Origin of the sequence: Enterococcus sp. AZ080 (assembly GCF_051714945.1) — a bacterium.
Classification (GTDB): Bacteria; Bacillota; Bacilli; order Lactobacillales; family Enterococcaceae; genus Enterococcus_B; species Enterococcus_B pernyi.
Map to the genome: position 1 here is coordinate 1,639,150 of NZ_JBIOSV010000001.1, position 17,027 is coordinate 1,656,176.

Below are 17,027 nucleotides of genomic sequence, written 5' to 3' on the forward strand. Positions count from 1 at the left end.
TACCCCTTCTTTCCTAAATGAAAACTTTGCTTCTTATTTTAACATAAGAAATTCGCATTCTGAAATTCTTTCTTGAAATTTATCTGAAAAATTATTCTGCTTCCTCAGCAGGATGACTCTCCGCTAACGCTTCAGCCATCTGATCTTCCGTCCAAACCTCGACCCCTAACTCTTGGGCTTTCGTTAATTTACTACCTGCATCTTCGCCAGCGACAACGATATCCGTTTTTTTAGAGACGCTGCCAGTGACTTTTCCACCAAGGTTTTCAATCGTTTCTTTGGCTTCTTCTCTTGTGAATCGAGTTAATTTGCCTGTCAACACGATCGTCTTGTTTTTGAACGGCGATTCTACTTCTTTCAGCTGTGTCGAACGAATGCCTTTGTATTCAAGGTTGACACCTGCTTGTTTAAGTTCTTCCATCAACTCGTGGACTTCTTCGTTGTCAAAATAAGTCACTACACTATCTGCAATGATATCCCCGATCGTATCTAATTGGATGATCGATTCAAAATCGCTGCGACTCAACGTTTCTAAATCGCCAAAATGCTCCGCTAAGATTTTCGCTGCTTTTGCGCCAACGTGACGGATACCTAAACCAAAGATCAAACGTTCTACCGAGTTCTCTTTGCTATTGTCGATTGCTGTTAAAATATTATTCGCTGATTTTTCTTTGATTTTATCTAACGTCAATAATTCTTCTTCTGTTAGTTTATAGAGATCAGCAACATCAGCGACTAACTTCTTGTCATACATCTGTTCCAAGACTCTTGGTCCTAAGCCATCGATGTTCATCGCATTTCGGGAAACGAAATGGTTCAGTCCTTCTTTCATTTGTGCGGGACACTTTGGATTGATGCAACGCAAGGCAACTTCTTCATCTAAATGAACTAACTCACTGTGACAGACAGGGCAATGTTCGGGCATTTTATAAGGCTCGCTGTCTTTTGGACGTTTATCTAAAATGACTTGTGCGACTTCAGGGATGATATCCCCTGCCTTGTAGATTTGGACAGTATCATTCAAGCGGATATCTTTCATTTGGATATAATCGCCATTATGCAGACTAGCACGGCTGACTGTCGTACCAGCCACACGAACCGGTGTCATGATTGCTGTCGGTGTCACTACACCCGTTCTGCCGACCGTCCATTCGATTTCTTCGATGACCGTCTCTACTTCTTCTGGCGGAAACTTATAGGCCGTCGCCCACCGTGGAGCTTTGACCGTAAAACCTAATTGGTCTTGCAATGAAAAATCATTGACTTTAATAACGATCCCGTCAATCTCGTAAGGGAGATCTTTACGTTTTTCATGGTATTCTTCAATGAACGCCCAAACTTCGTCGATTGAATGACAAAGACGTTTTTCATGGTTCGTATGGAAACCGATTTTGTCTAATTCTTCTAACGCTTCGTATTGCGTCGTCGCTTGCATCGGTCCAAAATCTGCTACGGTATATAAGAACGTATCAAGATTCCTTTTCGCTGTGATCTTGGAATCTAACTGGCGCAATGAACCTGCTGCTGCATTACGAGGATTGGCAAAGACTGGTTTGCCTTCTTCTTCATTTTTTTGGTTCAATTTAACGAATGAACGTTTCGGCATAAAACATTCACCACGTACTTCGATACTCATCGGTTCTTTTAATTTGATTGGAACAGAACGCACCGTTTTTAAGTTTTCTGTGATATTTTCGCCGACCGAACCATCTCCCCGAGTTGCTCCCCGTACAAACTCACCATTCTCATATCGTAAAGATACCGATAGTCCATCGATTTTCAGTTCACAACAATAATCGACTGGACGGCCGATTGCTTTTTGGACACGTTGATCAAATGCTAAGAGTTCTTCTTTATTGAAGACATCGTTCAAACTATATAATGGAATGTCATGTGTGACTTTTTCAAATGAGGAAAGAATCTTTCCACCTACTCGTTGGGTCGGTGAATCTGCGGTGATCAGATCTGGATATTGTTCTTCGATCGCCACTAATTCGGCATAGGTTTTGTCATAGATATAATCTTCTACCGTTGGCTGGTCCAACACATAATACTCACGAGACCAACGATCTAACTGCACTCTGAGTTCTTCTGCTTTTTTTGTCGCTTCATCGATCGTCATTTCGTGTTCCATCTTTTTCTCCCCCTATTGAACTAAACTTTTTCGATTGGTGCAAAAGCGGCTAATACACGTTTGACTCCTTGACTTGGAAATGCAATATCAAGCTCAAGGTCTTTTGCATCACCACTAACTCTAACCACTGTACCAGGTCCCCATTTTTTATGTTTGACTTTATCTCCTGGCTTCCAACCACCTGTTTCGCCACCTGTAGCGACTTTTGCTGATACACCTGCTTTTGTCGGCTGTTGGTACTTAGGTGTCGCGTTATTCGCACGAAGAGGCGACGGCTGAGAGGCATTGGAAGTTGGTCGCATCCCGTGGATATCTAATAATTCTTGATCGATTTCTTCTAAAAATCGTGAAGGTCGATTGTATTGCGTACGACCATATAAAGTCCGTGAAAACGCATTGGTCATAAACAATGCTTCTTCTGCCCTAGTGATCCCTACATAGGCCAAACGGCGTTCCTCTTCCAGTTCACTTTCCTCCATCAAGGCACGAGAAAGTGGAAAGACACCTTCTTCTAGACCGATCAAAAAGACGACTGGAAACTCTAGACCCTTCGCAGCATGTAAGGTCATCAATGTCACTTGCTTCGTTTCTTCTTCTAAGCTATCGATATCTGTTACAAGTGCAAGGTCATTTAAAAAGACGACCAGCTTGTCCTCTGGCGAATCAGCATTATCTAGCCCTTCTTTTTCAAATTGTTTATCAAATTCTTGAGTCACCGTCAAAAACTCTTCTAAGTTTTCGATACGTGCTTGGGATTCTAATGTATTTTGGATTTTTAGATCATCCAAATAGCCACTACGTTCTAAGACTTCTTTGGTTAACTCTGTAACGGTCAAATAAGGGATCATTTCAGTCAATTGATGCATCATCTCGCCAAAAGAGCCTAACTGTGTTCCTGCTTTTCCGCCGATGTTCGCTAACTCAACATTTCTTGCAGCCTCTAGCAAGGGCCATTCGTGCATCGTGGCAAAGCTACGAAGTTTTTCCACCGATCCTGGTCCAATCCCACGTTTTGGTGAGTTGACGATCCGCTCAAAACTCAATGAATCTTGAGGATTTGCCATCACATTAAGATACGCCAAAACATCTTTGATTTCTTTTCGATCATAGAATTTGTGACCTCCAACCATTTTGTACGGAATATTGGCTTTCAGTAAGGTTTCTTCCATGACACGTGATTGGGCATTTGTTCGGTAAAGAATAGCAAAGTCTCCATAATTGCGACGATTCGTCTGGATCTCTTCTTGCATTCTTTCTACAATAAAACGTGTTTCGTCACGCTCATTGTCTGCTCGATAGTACGTGATTTTGTTACCGTCTTGGTTTTCTGTCCAAAGATTTTTGGGTTTACGATTGCGGTTGTTTTCGATGACTTGATTCGCTGCATTCAAGATCGTTTTCGTTGAGCGATAATTTTGTTCTAACAAGATCACCGCGGCATCTGGATAATCTTTTTCAAAATCCAAGATGTTTTGCATATCTGCTCCACGCCAGCCGTAAATACTTTGATCTGCATCCCCAACTACACAAAGATTTCTGAACCGTCCAGCTAATAGATTGACTAACGTATATTGTGCGTGGTTCGTATCTTGATATTCATCTACATGGATGTAATGGAATTTATTTTGATAATACGTCAATGAATCTGGATGCTCGTCAAATAAACGGATCGTATTCATGATCAGATCATCAAAATCCATACATTGGTTGTATAGGAGTTCCTTCTGGTATGCTGCATAACATTTTGCGGCAATTTCTTCATAATAACTGCCTTGCATTTTGGCAAAAGCCTCTGGTGACAACAAACTATTTTTTGCTTGCGAGATTGATCCTAACAAGCTTCTTGGATCGTATTTTTTAGGATCGATATTCAACTCTTTCAAAATTCGTTTCATCAATGATAATTGTTCCGAAGAATCAATGATCGTAAAGTTTCGATTATAGCCGATATAATCCACATCTCGTCTTAAAATACGGACACACATCGAGTGAAAGGTAGAGACCCAGACATCTTCGCCACCTGTTTCTAAAATGGCATTGACCCGTTCTTTCATTTCTTTCGCCGCTTTATTGGTAAAGGTGATTGCCAAAATATTCCATGGATTCACTTCTTTTTCTTCAATCAAATAAGCGATTCGATGAGTCAAAACACGTGTTTTTCCACTACCGGCACCAGCCATTAATAAAAGCGGGCCATCTGTATGTAGAACCGCTTCTTTTTGACGAGGGTTCATTCCCTTTAATAAGTTTTCTTTGGATGACATTCACAACATCCTTTCTATTATCAATCCTTCTAATTATAGCATTAACCCCCTATTCGATAAAGGGAATCTTCTTGTAAAACGTCTTCAACATCACATTAGTCATTGATTCAAGAATAGTCTGACGCATGGTTAAATCGCTTCAGCAAAAAGCCAGAATTTGAGACAACATAAAGGGCCACTTAACGTTTTTGCGATACTATTCTTCAGTCACTAGAAATAATTTTTCAACCTATTGAGAATACCAGACCAATTACATCTTAGAGAATCAGATTTGATTATCTACTAACACAAGTAAAAAAAAGAGAAGTCGGACATTAGTTCTCCCCCACGCCTATAACCGAATAAACGGCGGGAACAAAAGTCCCCTCTTCGGAAATAAGGCTAAACCCTTCCGTCCCAACCTCCTTCACTATTTGATTGAAAAATCTTCACAGATTCATTCCGATTCGACTTTCCCTTACACGGACTTCAAGTCCATGAGATCATGTTCGAGCTTCCTTTCACTCTCACTATACTTGATTACAAGAAAATAGTGGACAAGATATTCCGTCGAATACCTTACCCACTATTCTTAGTCTGTTTTATATTTTTAATAAAGATTAGGCTACTTTAACAGCATCTGGTGATTTTCTTAAAGCACCATAAATTACTCCAGAAACAATTGCACCAATTGCAATGAATACAAGATACATAATCGGATGACTTAGTAAGAAGACAACGAAGATCCCGCCATGTGGTGCTAACAATTTGATACCAAATGCTCCCACTAAACCACCTGTCAATGCAGAACCAATAATGAAACTTGGAATGGCTCTGATTGGATCAGCTGCGGCGAATGGAATCGATCCTTCGGTTACGAAGGAGAGCCCCATAACAATGTTTGTCAAGCCAGCATCTTGGTCTGTTTTACTGAATTTATTTTTAAACAAACGTGTTGCAACGAAGATAGCTAATGGTGGAACCATTCCTCCTGCCATAACGGAAGCCATCACAACACTACCACCGGTTGCGACAGTGGTTGCTAATGTTGCTGTACCGAACACATATGCTGCTTTATTGATTGGTCCACCTAGATCGGCAGCCATCATCCCAGCAAGTAACGCACCTAATAATGCAGCATTTGAACCGCTAAGTCCAGATAAGAAACTATTCAAACCATCATTCAGTGCTTTCATCGGTACATTGACCATCAACATCAAGAAACCGGTAATCAATAATCCAAAAACAGGATAGAATAGAATCGTTTTGATTCCTTCAAGTGACTTAGGCAAGTTTTTAAACAATTTACGTAAGAAGACGATCACATAACCTGCTAAGAAACCACCGATCAAGGCACCTAAGAACCCAGCACCGCCAGTATTTGCTAATGCTCCCGCTGCAAAACCAACGATCAATCCAGGACGGTCACCAATACTTGAAGCAATGAATCCTGCTAAAACTGGTAACATAAAGCCAAATGCAGCTTGTCCAATTTGATTGAACCAGCTTGCTGCTTGGTTGTAATTCCCAAGGTTTGCTAATTGATCTTGTGGTACACCCATGAATTGGTCGACCATGAATGATAATGCAATGGCAATCCCACCACCGATAACGAATGGTAACATGTGAGAAACACCGTTCATCAAATCTTTATAGATTCGTTGGCCGATCGTTCCATCTGCATTTCCTTCGTCAGAAGATTTTTCTTTTCCATCACCATGGAAAACTGGTGCTGAGCCACTGACAGCTAAGTTGATCAATTCTTCAGTTTTTCGAATACCGTCACTTACTGGACGATTGACTAATTCTTTTCCGTCAAAACGATTCATTTCGACTTTTTTATCAGCCGCAATGATGACGCCATCTGCACGAGCAATATCTTCAGCAGTCAAACGGTTTTTGATTCCTTCTGAACCGTTTGTTTCAACTTTGATCTCAACACCCATCTCTTTGGCTTTTTTCTTCAGCGCATCTTCAGCCATGTAAGTATGGGCGATCCCTGTCGGACATGCAGTAACTGCAACAACGAATTTTTTATTAGATGAAGCCGCTGTTTGTGCTGCTTCTTCTTGTTCTGCTACCGCTTCTGCTTCTTTTTGTTGTTCAGCTGTTTGGAACAATTCTTGGACTTCTTCCGGTGTTCCTGCTTCTTTTAATTTTCCAACAAAATCTGGATCGATCAATAAACGTGATAAGGCAGCTAATGCTTGCAAATGTGTGTCGTTTGCTCCTTCTGGTGCGGCGATCATAAAGAATAAGAAAGTTGGTTGACCATCTAGTGCTTCATAATCTACGCCTTTATTGCTTTTCGCAAACAAAACTGTTGCTTCTTTGACAGCAGCATTCTTCGCATGTGGCATTGCAATGCCATCGCCTAGCCCAGTGGATGTTTGAGCTTCACGAGCTAAGATCCCTTGTTTATAAGTTTCGATATCTGAGATACGACCTGCATCATACATTTTTTGGACCATTTCATCGATGGCGCCTTTTTTATCAGTTGCCTGTAGATCCATGATCATCGCATCTTTAATCATTAAGTCTTTGATTTCCATGATTTATCCCCCACGATATTAATCAATTTTTGTTATTTCTACTTCTGGTAACAATTCATCAATGAATGGGCGAACCGCTAAATCATCCGAAAAAGCAGTTGCACTTCCACATGCCACGCCCCACTTGAACGCTTCTACCGCATCTCTATGTTTGCTATATGAACCGATAAAACCAGCAATCATCGAGTCTCCGGCACCCACTGAATTTTTCAATGGTCGAACTAATACATTGGAACGGTAAGTTCCTTCTTTTGTGAACAATAAAGCACCATCTCCAGCCATTGAAATCAACACATTTTTTACTCCTTCTGCCAATAATTTCTTGCCGTAAGGAATGATATCTTCAACGGAACGGAATGTCACATCATACAATTCAGCTAATTCGTGATTGTTTGGTTTGATCAACAACGGTTCTTTTTTTAATGCTTCTTTCAAATCATCGCCGGTAGTATCGATCACAAACTCAGCACCTTTTTCACGGATGATCTCAATCAATTCTTGATAGAATCCAGCACGTAAACTCGCAGGTGCGCTTCCTGATAATACCACGATATCGTCTGCTCCAACAGTTGCTAATTCTGCTTTCAAACGATCAATGGCTTGATCCGAGATTGTTGGTCCTTGTCCATTGATCTCTGTTTCAGAATCAGACTTTAATTTGATGTTGATCCGAGTATCTTCTTCCACTTGTGTAAAAGCTGTTGCGATTTGTTCTTCTTTCAACCAGTCAGAAATAAAATTCCCAGTGAAACCACCAAGAAATCCTAAAGCGGTCGAATCAGAATCGATGCGCTTCAAAATACGGGAAACATTGATCCCTTTTCCTCCAGGGACTTTGAAATCTTCGGTCATTCGATTTAAATCACCGAGTTTTAATCCATCTACTCGTACGATAAAATCGATGGATGGATTAAGCGTTACTGTATAAATCATTGATTTGCCTCCTTAATTGTCGTCCGTTCACTGTAGTCGTCAAGAAATTCTAGTGGACAACGCTCGGTTATGATCGTGGCATCTTGCAGTGGTGCAACAGAAACAAAGGTTTGCTTATTGAACTTCGTATGGTCAAGTAAAACATAACTATCTTGGGCATTTGTAATGGCTAAGCGTTTGACCGCTGCTTCTTCTGGATCTGGGGTAGTAAACCCACGTTCAAGATGAACGCCATTCATTCCCATAAATGCTTTATTAAAATGGTAAGCCTGTAATTGGCTAAGTGTATTAGCTCCTAACACTGCATTTGTTGAGAGTTTCACTTGGCCCCCTAGGACGATCGTTGAGATTTGTAGATCAACTAGCGCGGCAGCATGTTTCACTGAATTGGTCACAACAGTGATCTGTTTATCTTTTAAAAAAGGAATCATCTCTAACGTGGTTGATCCTGCATCAAGATAAATGACTTCCTCATTGTTCACCAGTTCTGCTGCTAATCGTGCAATCATTTGCTTTTCATGAATGTTTTTGAGCGTTTTTTCACTCATGTTTTGTTCAAAACCTAAAAGATCCTCTTTTTTTGCTCCTCCATGGATACGTTGCAATAAACCTTCATCTTCTAACTCTTGGAGATCCCGTCTAATCGTTGATTCAGAAGCATCTAACAAGACTACTAACTCTTGGGATTTGACAATTTTATGTTGTTCCAATAGTTGTAGGATTTTCTGTTTACGTTCTTCTGTAAGCATTTCCACGATCACCTCACGATAGATTCTAGCATATTTTTATTTAACATTCAACAACATTCATTCAAAAACATTCAAAAACGATAAAAATCTTGAATACACACGTAACTTCAATTACAAGTAAGAAAGCATCCACAAAATCATACTTCAATTTTTATGGATGCCTTCTGATATTTTAGATTTTAAACTACTCTACCATTTCACTTTTCCGATCATCTCAGTATGATCCGGCTTTTCTTGCAAATTATTGAAATCAGCTAATTTTTCTGCATCAATAGATTCCCAGACAATTCCGCTTGATCTAACAAGACGACCCGAAGACGTTTTTTTCCTTGAACTGCATCAAAGCTTAAACGTCCTCTTCTCTTGCGTATTCGTTTGAATTGGATCTCTGATAATCGATCGCGGATCTCCTCGATGGGAAAATCAGCTAAAAACTTGGTCGGCAAGTAAATGCGCAATGAGGTCAAATAGTCTTGGTACATTTCATCGGGGGCTTCAACATTCAAGTATTCATTAATATAATAACTATAAGCATCGATTCCCTTATCTAACATGAATGTTGGATCGATCACTTTATAACAGATCAACTGGCTATGGCTTTCATCGACCCAAGGAAAAAATGCTTGACGATTCAGGACACCTCTCGCTCTTTTTTCTTTGTAATCGTAAGTAGCAAAATCATAGCTTCTTGTTACGAAAAATGTTGCTTTCTTCTTTTCTGTTGGTTGCATCAAATGATTTTGATACTGGACCGCTTGCAAGGAGTCCTGAGTATAGGCATACTCGACAAATGGCTCTTTCAGTAAACCAACGCCGTTGTCCCACGACAAATGATCAAAGCCTAATTGATCTCGATAGTATTGTTGAAATTTTAAATTCGCTTCACTTTGCCAACGATATGGATCGCGATACAACTGGATACCAATGACTTGATTCTCGTATTGGGTGATTTCCTCCACCTGTTGCATTTCCAAAAAAATCTCTTTAGGGATCAGTCGATAATAATATTGACTATAATACATTTCCCAACAAGAAGTAAAACAACGCCCTTCTACGATTAGATCATAACCGGGAAACTGGTTACAATCTACCTCAATCTGCCCATTTCGACCTTTGATTTTAGGCAACTTCTCGATGTTCTCGGCAGATTCAAAGGATAAACGCTTTTCGATTTCTTTCGTATTATGATATAAATATTCTTCGACACTTCTCATATAAGCAAAAATACCATTTTTTTGCATTTTTGTTTGAAGATAGTTTCGAATCACCGATTCATTTTTTTGAAATACCTGCCACAAAAACTGATAATCAATTTGGAGATGATGATAGCCAAATTCGAAACGGCAAGTGAGATCATTCTGATAAATTTCAAACCAACCGATCTCTTCATCAGAGATTTCTTCTAAGGCTTTTTTTAGTGCAATTAAGGTATATGATTCTTTCGAATGACGAGAGGATTGGAAAAAGTCAGGAGTAAGCAAGATACGAGTCAGCATGGACCAATCATAGGCTTCTTCTTTTTCGTTCGTACGATCTCTGGTCAACACGAGACGGAACATCATTTTTTCTTTCGACACCATATTTCTCACCTCTCTCAAATCTATTTATAATCAAATTATAACGAATAATAAAAAAAACTAAAACTTTTCGTCTTATGCCACCGATTGAGGGGTAGCATGTTAAAATAAAGAAAGAGGTGATAAACATGGGATTGAAATTTGAGCGTACAGATAATTTCGACAAACTATTTGAATCTTTTGGCGTTGATCCGGAAAAGACCGTTGCTCCAAAAGAAGACATTGACCGCTTTTTAAAACCAAAAAGCGACCCAAAAAAAGACAAAAAAAAGAAATAAACAAAAAAGACTTGATATTTAGCTTTTGAAAGTTTGCCTTTCAACCTAAGTATCAAGTCTTTTTTGTTTACTCGCTGATCGCGTCTTCGATCGCTTTCCACGCTTCTTCTTTTCCTTGTTTAGTTACAGAAGAAAATAAAATGAATGTGTCATTGCGATCGAAATTCAATGCTTTTTTAATTTCGCTTTCGTGTTTGTTCCATTTTCCACGAGGGATCTTATCTGCTTTTGTCGCAACAACGATCACTGGGATATCATAGTATTTTAAGAATTCATACATTTGGATATCTTCTTGCGATGGTTTATGGCGAACATCCACCAGTGACACCACAGCTTTTAATTGTTCTCTCGATGTCAAATAAGTTTCGATCATCTGTCCCCATTTCGCACGCTCAGTTTTAGAAACTTTCGCGTAACCATAACCTGGAACATCGACAAAATGCAGCGCATTTTCGATCAGATAAAAATTCAGGGTTTGTGTTTTCCCTGGTTTACCTGATGTACGTGCGAGATTCTTTCGATCGATCAGCGTATTGATAAAGGAAGATTTCCCGACATTTGAGCGACCTGCTAAGGCAATCTCTGGTAGATCTGTTTCTGGATATTGTTTCGGTGCAACAGCACTGATCACAATATCCGCATGATGGACTTTCATATGCTCTCTCTCCTTCAAAGCGGCAAAGTGGCTCAATCCCTCTCCACTTTCTTCGACAGAATGAAAAGGAGTAGTCGAAAAAGCTGCTAAAACTTTCACGACTGCTCCTTTCATTTTATCCCGCTTTTTTTTCTGAGTCTTTGTAAATAACTGTTGGTTTGCCGGTAAGTTCGGCAGCTTCTTTTGTAATGATCACTTTTTCGATCGTTTCATCAGAAGGAATATCAAACATGACATCCATCATGATTTCTTCGATAATCGAACGCAAACCACGTGCACCAGTATTACGCTCAATTGCTTTTTTCGCAATGGCTTTTAGTGCTTCTGGTTCAAATTCTAAAGCAGTGTCATCTAGTGAAAGTAATTTTTGGTATTGTTTCACTAACGCATTTTTCGGTTCCGTCAAGATACGAACTAAATCGTCGGTTGTTAGTTTTTCTAACGCAGCCATTACAGGTAAGCGTCCGATAAACTCTGGGATCAAGCCGAACTTCAATAAATCTTCAGGAATGATATGTTGCATGACACTTTCATTTTCTGAGAGTTTTTGGTTTTGTGTACCGAAACCAATCGTTTTCTCGCCCATACGATTTTTTACGATTGTTTCGATGCCATCAAACGCACCACCGACAATGAACAACACATTCGTCGTATCGATTTGGATGAATTCTTGATGAGGATGTTTGCGTCCACCTTGTGGCGGCACACTGGCAACTGTTCCTTCCAAGATTTTCAGTAAGGCTTGTTGTACACCTTCCCCTGATACATCGCGTGTGATCGATACATTTTCGCTTTTACGTGCAATTTTGTCGATCTCATCAATGTAGATGATTCCTTTTTCCGCACGTTCAACATTGTAATCAGCAGATTGCAAAAGTTTCAATAAGATATTTTCGACATCTTCACCTACATAACCCGCTTCTGTCAAACTTGTTGCATCAGCAATGGCAAATGGTACATTCAATGTTTTTGCTAATGTTTGCGCTAAGAATGTTTTACCTGAACCAGTTGGACCGATCAGGCAGATATTGCTTTTTTGCAATTCGACATCATCGCTGTCTTTTGCTTCTTGATTGACACGCTTATAGTGATTGTAAACAGCTACAGCCAATGAACGTTTTGCACGTTCTTGTCCAATCACATAATTATCCAATACTTCAAGAATCTCAGAAGGTTTCGGTACTTCAGTAAACTCTCGTACTGCTTCTTCATAGAATTCTTCATCAATGATTTCTTTACATAGGTCGATACATTCGTTACAGATGTAGACCCCCGGACCTGCTACGATTTTCTTTACTTCTTCTTGTGTTTTACCACAAAAAGAACAGCGTACAGTCTCATTACCACTTGGATTATCATACATGGTCTTCACCCCTTAACTTGCGTTGATTCGCAAGAAACTATCAAAGACTTTACAGTCTTTCCCTATCATACCATAATTTAAAAAAAAGCAAAAGTATCAAAGAAGTTTAAAACAAAACGAAAGAGTCTAGGCTTCATCTAAGCGCCTGGACTCTTTCATATAGATGCAGATCAACAATTCTATTCGCTTATTCTGCTTCTTTTGCTGTACTTGTAATCAATTCGATTGCTTTTTTCATGATCACATCATGTTTTAGCATATCTTCTGTCAATACACGTTTGATTTGGTCAATTGGCATATTGTAAGTTTCTGCTAATTCTTGGATCTCTGCAGTGATTTCTTCTTCTGTTGCATCTAAGTTTTCAGCAGCTGCTACAGCTTCGATCACAAGGTTTGTTTTTGTACGCATTTCTGCTTCTTCTTCAAACTGTTTGTGCAAGTCTTCTTCTGTTGAACCAGTTAATTGGTAGTACATTTCTGGTGAGATTCCTTGACGTTGCATGTTGTTTAAGAATTCGTCCATTGAACGGTGAACTTCATCATGGACCATAACATGTGGAAGATCAACGATTTCCGCATTTTCGACTGCCAATTTGATTGCTGCTTCATCTTTTGCATCTTCTGCAGCTTTTTCTTTCGTTTCAGTCAATTCTTTCATGTATTTTTCTTTTAATTCTGCTAATGTAGATACTTCATCGTCTACATCTTTTGCGAACTCATCATCTAGTTCAGGTACTTCTTTTGTTTTCACTTCGTGGATCGTTACTTTGAAGACTGCTTCTTTACCCGCAAGATCTTCTGCTTGATAATCTTCTGGGAATGTCACAGTAACATCTAAGTTTTCGCCTGATTTGTGGCCAACTAATTGGTCTTCAAAACCAGGAATGAATGAACCTGATCCTAATTCAAGTGAATGGTTTTCGCCTTTTCCGCCTTCGAATGCTTCATCGTTGATGAAACCTTCAAAATCGATGACAACAGTGTCGCCATTTTCAGCTGCAGCATCTTCTTTGATGACTAATTCAGCTTGCGCTTCTTGTTCACGTTTAATACGTTCTTCAACGTCTGCTTCTGTTACTTCGCGGTCTTGTTTTTCAACCACTAAGTCTTTGTAATCACCTAATTTTACTTCAGGTTTTACAGTTACTTCTGCTGTGATTGTCCAGTCTTGACCTTTTTCCATGCTTGCTACATCGATCTTAGGTTGAGAAACTGGATCGATTGCTGCTTCTTTAACAGCTGCTTCATATGCTTCAGGTAAGACAGCGTTCAATGCATCTTCGTACAATGCTTCTTCTCCGTACATACGGTTGAATACTTGACGAGATACTTTTCCTTTACGGAATCCAGGAACGTTCAAGTTTCCTTTTACTTTATTAAAGGCAGTTGTCAATCCTTTTTGGATTTGATCTTGCCCGATCGTAAATGTTAAAACACCATCATTTGTGCCTTTTTTTTCGAATGTTGCAGTCATTTATTTCCCTCCGAGTTTAGAAATTCATTTGATACATCAAAAACGTTTCATGCATACCTTTAAATAGTACACTAACCCTTCCAAATTGTAAACATATTGAACGAGGGGAATCCACGTTTTTCATGACTTTTTTATCTTTTCCTCTGTTTTTTTACGTATTGAATAATAATAGTTCTGTCATTATTTTATTTCTTTTTTCAGTGAATTCGTGTTGTTCAGATGCCAAAAGATCCTCACACGGCTGATTCGTATAGGTTGCTACTGTTTGTTTGAACCATTTGTCAAGATTTCCAATGTAGCTATCATAGATCGGATAAACGATTGCCGATTGCATCGCAAACTCTTCTTTCAAGTTCTCACTCATTAAGGCGTCTTCTCGTTCATATGCTTCCGCCATTTGTTTGATTCGTCGATAGGAAGTTTGCTCTTCTGGACGCACCGTTTTCTTTGGTATCACTTCGATCAACTCTTCCTCGATCGTCAAGTATGCAACTGGTGCTGCTTCTTCGACTTGAACGAGCGACTCAAGCAACTTAGCCCTTACAAGAACATGGACCGTTTTTAAAACGATCAACTTTCTAGCGGTCTGGATAAATTCGTGGTAAGGCAGTTGCTCGATTTCTTGAATATAACTCAACTGGGTAGTTGGTTTTTCAAAAGGTAATTTTTCTACCAGTTGATAGATTTCACGAATCTTCTGTCTTCGCATCTGTCCGACTAATTCTTCTGATTGTTGGATTTTCAACAAAACTGCTTGCTCAAAATCATCGGGAAAATCAGCACTTGCAATCAATTTTCGTGCATATAAAAAATCTTTTGCTGTAATCAGTAGATCAAAGTAAAAAGTAGCCAATTCTTCATTCATCAAATACTGTTTTTCATGCAAAAGTGCTTGATGAAGTGCTTCTTCCCACATATCCAATTCTGATAGTGCCAACACGTATAACGTATTCGCTTCAAATGTTGCTTCAAGTTCATATGCACGTTCAAACAGCTCTTTTGCTTGACTGTACTGATGATCTGTTAATGCCTGTTGGCCAATACGCATCAAATTGTCGTATTTATCAGGAAAATCGATCGGTCTCACTTAGGTTCTTCCCTTCACTGTTTTATCATTTGTCTGACACGACTTATTGAATAATAACCATATTCAGCCATTTTCTCTACCTAAAGCATCAAGCATTCATCTCTTGATTAAATGCTTTGATCATATTGATGGTTACTACACTCGTATTTGAGAAATAATCACCGATGTGTTGTTTTTTCTTACTAAAGATTACTGGGAGATAGCCGATAAAAAGTAACGGAAATCTCAAAATGAAGCGACAAGCGCCCTCACGGACTAATACTGTACTCCATGAAAGTTCCTCTTCATCAAAACTGATCACTCGAATACCAAAAATCATTTTTCCAATCGTCTGTCCGTGATTCCATTTCGTCAATAAAATAAAATAAGCTAAATAGGCGATCAACGACAAACTACCATAGATACTCAAATAAGAATCAGAAACTTGAAGCCATCCTAGGTTCACTGCGATACCTAACGTTAAGCGAGTGATTGACCCAATACAAATCAAATCAACCAAAAACGCAGCAAAACGAACCCAAAAACCGGCAAAGAAATAATAAGGAAAACGATTGATACTTGGTTCCTCGGTTTTTTGTTCTGTATATTTTTTCCATTTTTTCTGATTTTCTTTGATCTCAGTTTCTGACAGTGGTTTTTCTTCAAAGGAACTTAGCACCTTTTGAGAAAATCCCGCATCTGGTCCTACAGCCGGTTGGTCATTTTTTGCTTGTGCTGCAAACTCAAGTTCTTCCGAAGAGCTACTTGTGTTTTTGTCAGCTGTAATTTCGTCTTTAGGAGCGACTAAAGCGTCTACTGTATCCTGGTTTCTACTAGTAGGATCTACTAATTTATTTTCTTCTACCTTAAAAACTTGTTTAGATGATCCCTCTGTACGTTCAGCTACTTTCGGTTCCTCATTGGTTTTTGAGCGTTCTTCGGGTGTTGACGCGTTCGTTGATTTCTCATTCATGCTTACTCACCTCCATATAGATACATTGCTCTTGGAGATTCTGCTGTTCCTAGACTTTCAAGTAATGACAAGATCTGACTTGTTTCAGAAGCTTGCAACCCTTGTAATTCTGCTAATTTTGCACCAAACCAAGTATTGCCAAATCCAGTAGAACTAGTTGAGTATTCGACTAACTCAGCATCTTGTAGATCAAGATCTTCTCTCATCGCAGCTAAAGCATCTGTTGGATAGCCGATTTCGTCCACCAAACCTGCTTCTTTCGCTTGTACACCGTCGTAAATACGACCATCTGCGACTTTTTTCACTTCATCTTCTGATTTGTTTCTTCCTTCACTAACAACTTTAACAAAACGATTATAGGCGTTATCGATGTAAGCTTGCAACACTGCATGATCTTGCTCAGTTTCAGGTCGAGTAGCCGATCCCATATCTTTTAGTGCGCCACTTTTTACTGTTGTATCTTCGACACCGATTTTTTCAAGTAAGCCCGAATAGTTGAGTCCGGACATAATGACACCGATTGAACCAGTTACTGTTTCTTCCGTTGCAAAGATTTTATCTGCTTGTGCGGAAATATAGTAACCACCACTGGCAGCCATATTTTTCATGCTGACATACATCGGTAGATCACGTTCTGTTCGGACCTCGTTGAGTAAGTTGGCAATTTCTGCACTTTCATAAACTCCGCCACCCGGAGAATTGACTTCCAATAAAATCCCACTGACGCGTTCATCGGCTTCGATCGCTTCAATTTGTTTCAAGAAGTCTTCATGATTATAACTATCAGTAGCAAATAAACCAGAAGAGCCTCCACTAGCTATGGCACCATCAACGGACAATTTTGCAATCCTTCCCATGCCACTGCCTTCTTCAAGTACCACCGGTGACATTTCATCGTCCCCATATAACCAACTATTGATGTTCCCCATCTGCATCTCTTCTTGCGGTTGCGTCAAACTTGATGATACCAACGAAACAACCAATAAGCCGGCAGCAATCAGTACTGCTATCCAACGTTTCTTATTCATTT

At 39.5% G+C, this 17,027-nt stretch carries 13 protein-coding genes; 1 reads left to right on the top strand and 12 read right to left on the bottom strand.

The features are described 5' to 3' along the window. Window positions 1-91: 91 nt before the first annotated feature. The 6 genes from ligA to IGK01_RS07775 all read right to left on the bottom strand — a co-directional run bounded on the left by ligA (window position 92) and on the right by IGK01_RS07775 (window position 10,191). Complete coding sequence (gene ligA, locus IGK01_RS07750) at window positions 92-2,134, bottom strand: NAD-dependent DNA ligase LigA (RefSeq protein WP_409173430.1); 2,043 nt, start codon at window positions 2,132-2,134, stop codon at window positions 92-94. A gap of 20 nt (window positions 2,135-2,154) precedes the next feature. Beyond that, window positions 2,155-4,398, bottom strand: coding sequence for a DNA helicase PcrA (gene pcrA, locus IGK01_RS07755; RefSeq protein ID WP_409173431.1), 2,244 nt, complete (start codon window positions 4,396-4,398; stop codon window positions 2,155-2,157). Window positions 4,399-4,997: 599 nt separating this feature from the next. Continuing rightward, window positions 4,998-6,929 carry a PTS fructose transporter subunit IIABC gene (locus IGK01_RS07760; protein WP_010735259.1) on the bottom strand — a complete coding sequence of 644 codons (1,932 nt, stop codon included), beginning with the start codon at window positions 6,927-6,929 and terminating at the stop codon, window positions 4,998-5,000. A gap of 18 nt (window positions 6,930-6,947) precedes the next feature. Next, on the bottom strand, window positions 6,948-7,862 hold the full coding sequence (gene pfkB / locus IGK01_RS07765; protein ID WP_224434826.1) for a 1-phosphofructokinase: 915 nt from the start codon (window positions 7,860-7,862) through the stop codon (window positions 6,948-6,950). Next, window positions 7,859-8,611 (bottom strand): DeoR/GlpR family DNA-binding transcription regulator, encoded by a 753-nt coding sequence (locus IGK01_RS07770; RefSeq protein WP_409173432.1) that lies wholly within the window; start codon window positions 8,609-8,611, stop codon window positions 7,859-7,861. The genes pfkB and IGK01_RS07770 overlap by 4 nt, the downstream gene beginning before the upstream one ends. Before the next feature lie 254 nt (window positions 8,612-8,865). Next, complete coding sequence (locus IGK01_RS07775; protein WP_409173433.1) at window positions 8,866-10,191, bottom strand: hypothetical protein; 1,326 nt, start codon at window positions 10,189-10,191, stop codon at window positions 8,866-8,868. Between the two features lie 125 nt (window positions 10,192-10,316). Between IGK01_RS07775 and IGK01_RS07780 the strand changes: the two genes are divergently transcribed. Further along, on the top strand, window positions 10,317-10,466 hold the full coding sequence (locus tag IGK01_RS07780) for an SPJ_0845 family protein (protein WP_010735255.1): 150 nt from the start codon (window positions 10,317-10,319) through the stop codon (window positions 10,464-10,466). Window positions 10,467-10,533: 67 nt separating this feature from the next. Here the strand turns inward: IGK01_RS07780 and yihA are convergent, their stop codons facing one another. The 6 genes from yihA to sppA form a co-directional block, all read right to left on the bottom strand. After that, window positions 10,534-11,121, bottom strand: a complete 588-nt coding sequence (yihA, locus tag IGK01_RS07785; protein ID WP_029594239.1) for a ribosome biogenesis GTP-binding protein YihA/YsxC — start codon at window positions 11,119-11,121, stop codon at window positions 10,534-10,536. A 115-nt stretch (window positions 11,122-11,236) separates the two neighbouring features. After that, the gene (gene clpX / locus IGK01_RS07790; protein ID WP_010735253.1) at window positions 11,237-12,484 is read right to left on the bottom strand and encodes an ATP-dependent Clp protease ATP-binding subunit ClpX; all 1,248 of its coding nucleotides are present in this window, start codon (window positions 12,482-12,484) and stop codon (window positions 11,237-11,239) included. A gap of 187 nt (window positions 12,485-12,671) precedes the next feature. Next, entirely contained in the window at window positions 12,672-13,958 is a 1,287-nt protein-coding gene (tig, locus tag IGK01_RS07795) for a trigger factor (protein WP_010735252.1), read from the bottom strand. 151 nt (window positions 13,959-14,109) lie between these two features. Then, window positions 14,110-15,045: a hypothetical protein gene (locus tag IGK01_RS07800; protein WP_409173435.1), complete on the bottom strand. Its 936-nt coding sequence runs from the start codon at window positions 15,043-15,045 to the stop codon at window positions 14,110-14,112. A gap of 88 nt (window positions 15,046-15,133) precedes the next feature. Continuing rightward, window positions 15,134-15,811, bottom strand: coding sequence for an RDD family protein (locus IGK01_RS07805; RefSeq protein WP_224434897.1), 678 nt, complete (start codon window positions 15,809-15,811; stop codon window positions 15,134-15,136). A 188-nt stretch (window positions 15,812-15,999) separates the two neighbouring features. After that, the gene (sppA, locus tag IGK01_RS07810; RefSeq protein WP_023519806.1) at window positions 16,000-17,025 is read right to left on the bottom strand and encodes a signal peptide peptidase SppA; all 1,026 of its coding nucleotides are present in this window, start codon (window positions 17,023-17,025) and stop codon (window positions 16,000-16,002) included. Window positions 17,026-17,027 lie beyond the last annotated feature (2 nt).